This window comes from Phytobacter sp. V69 (assembly GCF_965644215.1).
In the GTDB taxonomy this organism is placed as follows: domain Bacteria; phylum Pseudomonadota; class Gammaproteobacteria; order Enterobacterales; family Enterobacteriaceae; genus Phytobacter.
Map to the genome: position 1 here is coordinate 1 of NZ_CBFFRL010000222.1, position 6,784 is coordinate 6,784.

A 6,784-nucleotide genomic window follows, 5' to 3' on the forward strand; every position below is an offset into this window, starting at 1 on the left:
TTCAGGCAACCGTCTGTGGTGTTTGCAGAGCTAAGATTGGCGGCTTAGCGTTGCACTTCGGAGTTGAATCCGCCTCCATTAATCGCTGGTGGAAGAGTTGTGGTGGCTGATGAAAGTAAAATGACACATGGCGCTTACTTACGAAAGTTGATAGAAGAACAGCAAGTTAATGTCTTACAGGGTGTAAGTGGATTATACCGTACTTTATTACAAGGTAGTTCATCGTCATTGAATTACATTAAATTGACCATTATAACCGGAGAAAAATTCCCGCTTTCGCTTGTACATAAGATAATCAAACTTTTACCTGGCAGCAAGTTGATGAATATTTACGGTAGTACGGAAACTAACGATAGTTTTGTTGCAATATTAGATAAAGAAAAGCTGTCAAGCATAGAAACGCTACCTATCGGTCAACGTTTACCAGGAGTAGAATTCACCATTGATTTATCTCATGATCATGACAAAGGTGAATTATTAGTCCATACACCATTTATGAGTGCAGGCTATTGCGACAAAAATAAAACAGCTGAGAAATTCTTTACAGATGAACATGGAAGACGTTGGTTCCGTACTGGAGATTTAGCCTCAGTGAATAATAATGGGGAGCTACAAATACATGGACGTATAGATCATCAAATTAAAGTCGATGGCGTTAGAATTAATCTGTCAGATATAGAAATGGTATTGCTCCTTCATCCTGATATTCGCGCAGCAGTGGTTTGGGCTCGCGTTAATGATCTAGGGGAAAACAGAGTAATTGCTGTTATAAACACTATTAACTCAAAAGACATAAGTCCGTTATCTTTAAGAAAATATTGTTCTGAACATCTACCCACCGCTGCCATACCTAAAAGGATGTGGATAACCGATGAAGAGATCCCTCTTGGAAACAATGGGAAATATGACACGGCAAAACTTGAATTAATTTATGGAGGTTAAATGGCATTAATTAATGATATTGAAATAAAGGAATATCTTTGCACTACATTCGCTAAAGATGTAAATCCAGTAGAACTAAGCAATGATTATAACTTGATCACAAATGGATTGATTAGCAGTCTTGAGTTACTGATTTTCATTTCTTGGGTTGGCGAAAAGTTCAACATCCCAATGGAAGAGAAAATTTTTAGCCCAGATAATTTCAGTAGCGTTAGTAACGTAATTATGTTTATCAATCAAAATACGAAATAATTTATAAGGAGCAAATATGTACGTACGTAAACTTGAGGAAACTGTTGGTATCGAATGGGGTAATGGTAAAAGCTATCGTTTACTTACAGCTGCCGACAAAATTGGTTATACAGTTTGCCATACAATAGTCTATAAAGGTACCGAATCAAAACTTCAATACCGCGAACATTTAGAATCCTGCTACTGCCTGTCAGGGACTGGAAAAGTAATTAGTGCGGATGGTAAAAATGAATTACTGATTAAGCCTGGAACACTTTACGTATTAAATGAAAATGATGCCCATCATCTTATAGCTGATAAAGATGAAGATTTAGTTCTCGTTAGTGTTTTTAACCCACCACTTCGTGGGGATGAAAAACACACCTTAAGCGCTAGTGGTTTTTCTCAATATTAATATATTACTGGAGGTGATACATGGAAAGTAAAGCGCAGATATTAATTGAAAGCATCCGAAACGTTAGCGTTGAACTTAATAAGAATGGAGCACTTGCCTCCGATAAAAAAAATTTCCCTATAAATAACTGGCACCTGATTGCCGATACAGGACTGTTTAGATCTATTGTTCCTAAAAAGTATGGTGGTTCGAACCTTTCCATGCTTGAAATAACCAGAGTGCTGGAAGTACTTGGCAGAGAATGCGAGGACCCAGGTCTAAACTTTTCAGTAGCAACGCAACTTGCCAGTTCACTGGTGCCATTGAGTCTCTGGGGAAGTGATGCACAACGAGAAAAATACTTGGCTGGGTTAATGGCTGGAAAGATTATTGGCGGACATGCTATCTCAGAACGCGGAGCTGGTTCCGATGTGTTAAGCATGGAAACATTAGTTCAACACAGTGAAAATGGTGAGTATCTCCTTAAAGGGGAAAAATCATTTGTCACTAACGGACCAGTTGCCGATATAATTTTAGTTTACGCTCGAACGTCTACAGATAAAGCCATAAACTCGTTAAGTACTTTTATTATTGAAATGAATAAATCAAATTTAAAGCGTGGTGATGATATACCAAAATTCGGTTTGCACAGTTCCCCTAATGGGTTTATAGAATTTAAAAATACTGTGTTACCCCAAAGTAGCCGCATAGGGAATGAAGGAGAAGGATTTTTCATTCTCGATAGGGTTATGAAAAAAGAAATAATTTTCTCATTTGCTATTACATTGGCGGAAGCAGGTCGCACTTTAGATGGAGCAATTAACTGGTCCAAAGAACGAAAGCAATTCGGGAGGAGTATTTCCTCTAATCAGGCTCTCGCACATAAACTTGTTAATTTGAAAATACGCTATGAGGCTGCAAGGGCTTGGCTACACGCCGCTGCAAATAAAATGGATAAGAACTTGAATGCAACGATTGAAATATCCTCTTCAAAAATCCTTATAAGCGATTTAGCTATAGATATTTCACTCGCAAATTTAAATGTATTGGGGGGGAGAGGTTACCTTAACGAATCAGGCGCCGGACAAAAAATCGCGGACACAGTATCTTCTACAATTTATTCAGGTACGAATGATCTTCATCGCAATCGTATTGCAGCCTCATTGGGACTTTAAAATATGGAAACCACTGATAGCTTAGATAACAAAATTTCAATTTATGACCCATACCTAAGCCGTTCAACTATTTTTGACTATGACAGCGAGGTATTTGTTGATTATTTTAATAAACATATTAGAGATAACGACTGTACACCCTTAGAACAGCTTGTTAACTTTTACTATATCGTGAGGGATAGAATAAATTATCAAATCTTCGATGTTGATGTTAGTAGCTCGGGCTTGAAAGCTAGTTCAGTTATAACTAGCAACAAAGGATTTTGCCTGCATAAATCTATCGTTTTTATTACAGTAGCACGAAAATTGGAATTCCCGGCAAGGTTGAAAGCCGTACATGTACGTAACCACCTAGCATCACCAGATATTATCCGATTAATGGAAGGGGAAGTTTTTTTGCACTGGTACTCTGAGGTGAAAATTAACGACATCTGGATTAAGGCGACTCCAGTGTTTAGTAAATTATTCTGCCAGTTATATGGCGCACCACCTTTGGAGTTCGATGGCAGAAGTGATTCTATTCATCAGCCGTATAACAAAGATAAATCCAGCTCATTAATTTTCCTTGAACAACCGGTTACAGTTGAGCCCGAGTCAGCAGAAGAATTAATTAATAAGGTAAAAACATCGCACCCTAATTTTCTCAATGAATACAATATCGTCCGTAGTAATCACCCTATGTCTAAATCCGAAATGCAAACCTGAAACAAGGAGAAAATGATGATAATTACGTTACCTGATTTTTATCGAATCTCACCAGAGGTTTGTGAGGCTCTGGCGGAAAACCGTCCGATAGTGGCACTGGAATCATCAGTTGTCACAGGAGGAAAATGGCCAAATAACGCGCAAATAGCACTTGCGGTTGAACAAGCAATCCGTGATCACGGTGCACTACCTGCGCGTATTGCCGTACTCAAAGGTAGGTTATATGTCGGCTTAAGCAAAGAAGAAACAGAGGTATTGTCGCAGTTTAGTGATAGTTCCAAAATTGGAACGCGCGATCTAGCTTGGGCTCTTGCTACCGGTAAGAGTGCTGGTACTACTGTATCCGCTAGTCTGATTGCCTGCCAACAAGTAGGCATCAAAGTATTTTCCGTCGCGGGAATTGGCGGCGTACATTACGGTGCCACCGAAACGCTAGATATCTCGACAGATTTGATTCAGTTTACACGGTCAAAAGTTGCAGTGGTATGCGCTGGAGCGAAGTCAATGCTTGATCCGGCCTTAACCCTAGAATATCTAGAAACGCATGGCGTACCTGTAATTGGCTACCGCTGGCGCGATTTTCCAGGTTATTACACACGCAGTACCTCAGAAAAGGTGCCTCTTCATCTTGAATACTTAAGTGAAATCGCCAGTCTTATTGAGCACCATTGGAAATTAGCTTCGAGCGGTGGTGTGCTAGTAACTCATCCATTGAACGAGGAAGACTCACTGGATTCCGTTTGGTTAAATGGTCTTATTCAGGATGCGGTAAAGTGGTGCAGAGAACAAGGTATCCGTGGGCAAGCAGTTACACCAGAAATTCTCAAAATTATATCAACTGCCACCGAAGGAAAAAGTGAACTTATTAATCGTAGCGCATTAATTTCAACAGCCGTACTTGCGGCAAAGTTGGCGAGTCACCTTAGCGATAGGATAGCTCATGATGAATAACTACGCTGTGTTATTTGATCTCGACGGCACACTGGCTGATACTCCTTCAATAATAATTAAGACATTTGAGCGTGTATTGCTTTGTCACGGTCGCGGTTATAACACCACGTTGCTCAAAAAGACGATTGGTCAACCCTTGATAAAAGCATTCTCCGAAATCTTACCTGCGGCTAGTGCGAATGAAGTTAATCAATTATGTACTGAATATCGCAAACAGTTTTCTAATGAGTTGGCTAATCTAACACATGACGTTCTCTTCCCACAGGCGAGACCATTAATTAACCAGCTGAAGAAGCAGGGAATTAAAGTTGCCATTGTAACTAGTAAAGTCAGCAAAAGCGCGCATGAGCTCTTAAAGCTTGCTGGTATCCTCGAACTTTTTGACGGTATCTACTGTCACGACATGGTGACCCAAGGAAAACCTTTCCCTGATCTGGTCACACACGCATTGAAGATATTGGATATTGAATTAGCAAACTCAGTTGTAGTGGGCGATTCAATTGATGACCTACTTATGGCCAAAAATGCCGGAGTAAAGGGTATTGGTGTGACATGGGGCGTTTCAACTGAAGCGCAGATGAGAATCAATGGGTTCGATACAATCGTCAATAACTGGTCCGAATTGGCAAACACATTACAAAGCTGCATGCGGTAACACAGTAATAAAGGATATCTATGGAAACTCCAATTGAAGTAAAAAAAATGCTTTCTCGCCAAGCCATTCTAACACTAATTGTACTATCGTTCGCTCAATTTGTGATTGCACTTGATTATTCTATCGTATATGTCGCACTACCTGAAATTACCCGTAATCTTACACTGAGCAATGCCCATGCCCAGTGGGTGGTATCTGCCTATGCATTATTTTTTGCCGGTTTTTTACTACTAGGCGGGCGTCTATGTGATCGTTACGGTGCAGGTCATATCTTTTTAATAGCGACTAGCATATTTGGTTTCGCCTCATTACTTGGTGGGCTGGCACCAAATGGCGAGCTTCTAATGCTAGCGCGCGCATTGCAAGGAATAAGTGCCGCAGCTATGCAGCCGGCAATTATCTCACTCATCTCTTCGCGTTTTGCTGAAGGCAGCGAACGGGCAAGAGCGCTGTCCATATGGGGGGCTGTAGGAGCCTCCGGCTTGGTGGCAGGAGTGGTACTGGGTGGATTGTTTACAGTGATCTCATGGCGTCTAGTATTTTATGTTAATGTGCCGTTAGTAATTATTTGTGTGTTGGCCGGGTTTAGTAGTATGCGGCAAAAGAATGACACCTTTAGAAGGCAGGCAAGGATTCCGCTGCTGGCGTCTTTAATTGGAACCGCTGCGGTATTATCCCTTGTACTACTTCTTACTTTGGTCACAGAGCAGCAACAGTATCAGGAAATAATACCTCTGCTTTCATTGATTGTTGCTGTGCTAATAGTGGCTTTTTTGCTGACCGAACGCATATCACCCCGCCCTCTCATTGAACGTGATGTACGGCCTATTCGCACATTACGTATTGGTTGTGCAGCAAGTGCTTTCTATATGGCAGGGGTAGGCTCCGAATTTTTTCTTGTCACGCTCCTTTTACAAGATGCCTATGACAAAAATGCCCTTACCACTGGGATGATGTTCTTACCTTTATCTATAACTATTATACTCGGCAATATGCTAGCCGGCCGATTAATTGGTCGTTTTAGAGCCAATAAAGTATTATTTTCTGGTTTTATAATTGGTGGTCTAGGGATTGCTTTAATTGCAGTGACTCTAGAGAGTACATTGAATCAATCATATCTATATGCAGGATTAATAATCAGCGGTCTAGGCCACGGGCTGATATATACTTCCAAATTTGTTGTTGGCATTCGAGGTATTCCTGAAGATAAACAGGGGGCAGCCAGTTCATTAATGGTCACAGCACAATATGGTAGTGGCGCTATATCCCTCGCATTATTAGTGATTATCCTAAGCTTAACCCAAGGTATGGCAGCTTATAAATTGTCATTTGCGCTATTAGTTTTCTTTTGCCTCATGGGTGCTGGTGTAGCCTTACTTGATAAGAAGGAAATCAATCATGCTCAGTGAAAAAATCACCTTTCCAACGCAATTGCGTATTTTACCTACTGCATTTAACATGCGTCTTGGAATAATTGTTGTCCATAATGACCCAACTCCCGAGATGGAATTATGGAGACAAGTTATTGCGCCTGCATCAATTCATACTGTGCGCTTCAAACTTCCGCGAAATGTGGGTGAAGTTTTTATCGGTTCAGATATAGAATCGCTGTTGGAATACTATGATTTAGAGAAAGCATTGCTGACTCTTCGTGACGCGAATTCAGATAATAAGTGCAACGCTCGGACATGATTGTGGAGAGTGTAGGAGGAAGGGTTAACTACCGATAAG

Annotated in this window: 9 protein-coding genes; all 9 read left to right on the forward strand. The window is 40.7% G+C overall.

What is annotated here, in order from left to right; genetic code table 11:
• Positions 1-63 precede the first annotated feature (63 nt).
• Genes ACSZPU_RS21780 through ACSZPU_RS21820 form a run of 9 tightly spaced genes read left to right on the forward strand, consistent with a single transcriptional unit; the run spans position 64 to position 6,745 of the window.
• Positions 64-942 carry an AMP-binding protein gene (locus tag ACSZPU_RS21780; protein WP_499003056.1) on the forward strand — a complete coding sequence of 293 codons (879 nt, stop codon included), beginning with the start codon at positions 64-66 and terminating at the stop codon, positions 940-942.
• Positions 943-1,194 carry a hypothetical protein gene (locus tag ACSZPU_RS21785; protein ID WP_059009641.1) on the forward strand — a complete coding sequence of 84 codons (252 nt, stop codon included), beginning with the start codon at positions 943-945 and terminating at the stop codon, positions 1,192-1,194.
• A gap of 16 nt (positions 1,195-1,210) precedes the next feature.
• Positions 1,211-1,588, forward strand: a complete 378-nt coding sequence (locus tag ACSZPU_RS21790) for an ectoine synthase (RefSeq protein WP_498013303.1) — start codon at positions 1,211-1,213, stop codon at positions 1,586-1,588.
• A 20-nt stretch (positions 1,589-1,608) separates the two neighbouring features.
• Entirely contained in the window at positions 1,609-2,742 is a 1,134-nt protein-coding gene (locus ACSZPU_RS21795; RefSeq protein ID WP_499003058.1) for an acyl-CoA dehydrogenase family protein, read from the forward strand.
• Between the two features lie 3 nt (positions 2,743-2,745).
• A complete protein-coding gene (locus tag ACSZPU_RS21800; protein ID WP_499003060.1) occupies positions 2,746-3,447 on the forward strand; it encodes a transglutaminase-like domain-containing protein in 702 nt (233 codons plus the stop codon).
• Between the two features lie 12 nt (positions 3,448-3,459).
• On the forward strand, positions 3,460-4,398 hold the full coding sequence (locus tag ACSZPU_RS21805; RefSeq protein ID WP_499003062.1) for a pseudouridine-5'-phosphate glycosidase: 939 nt from the start codon (positions 3,460-3,462) through the stop codon (positions 4,396-4,398).
• Complete coding sequence (locus ACSZPU_RS21810) at positions 4,388-5,053, forward strand: HAD family hydrolase (RefSeq protein ID WP_059009648.1); 666 nt, start codon at positions 4,388-4,390, stop codon at positions 5,051-5,053. The genes ACSZPU_RS21805 and ACSZPU_RS21810 overlap by 11 nt, the downstream gene beginning before the upstream one ends.
• Positions 5,054-5,073: 20 nt before the next feature.
• Complete coding sequence (locus ACSZPU_RS21815; protein ID WP_498013301.1) at positions 5,074-6,462, forward strand: MFS transporter; 1,389 nt, start codon at positions 5,074-5,076, stop codon at positions 6,460-6,462.
• Positions 6,452-6,745: a hypothetical protein gene (locus ACSZPU_RS21820; protein ID WP_499003065.1), complete on the forward strand. Its 294-nt coding sequence runs from the start codon at positions 6,452-6,454 to the stop codon at positions 6,743-6,745. Before ACSZPU_RS21815 ends, ACSZPU_RS21820 begins: the two co-directional genes overlap by 11 nt.
• Positions 6,746-6,784: the final 39 nt, after the last annotated feature.

Bases quoted from the DNA above. Each gene is read 5' to 3' on its own strand.
- ACSZPU_RS21785 (WP_059009641.1), top strand. From the start codon at position 943: ATGGCATTAATTAATGATATTGAAATAAAGGAATATCTTTGCACTACA.
- ACSZPU_RS21790 (WP_498013303.1), top strand. From the start codon at position 1,211: ATGTACGTACGTAAACTTGAGGAAACTGTTGGTATCGAATGGGGTAAT.
- ACSZPU_RS21795 (WP_499003058.1), top strand. From the start codon at position 1,609: ATGGAAAGTAAAGCGCAGATATTAATTGAAAGCATCCGAAACGTTAGC.
- ACSZPU_RS21800 (WP_499003060.1), top strand. From the start codon at position 2,746: ATGGAAACCACTGATAGCTTAGATAACAAAATTTCAATTTATGACCCA.
- ACSZPU_RS21805 (WP_499003062.1), top strand. From the start codon at position 3,460: ATGATGATAATTACGTTACCTGATTTTTATCGAATCTCACCAGAGGTT.
- ACSZPU_RS21810 (WP_059009648.1), top strand. From the start codon at position 4,388: ATGATGAATAACTACGCTGTGTTATTTGATCTCGACGGCACACTGGCT.
- ACSZPU_RS21815 (WP_498013301.1), top strand. From the start codon at position 5,074: ATGGAAACTCCAATTGAAGTAAAAAAAATGCTTTCTCGCCAAGCCATT.
- ACSZPU_RS21820 (WP_499003065.1), top strand. From the start codon at position 6,452: ATGCTCAGTGAAAAAATCACCTTTCCAACGCAATTGCGTATTTTACCT.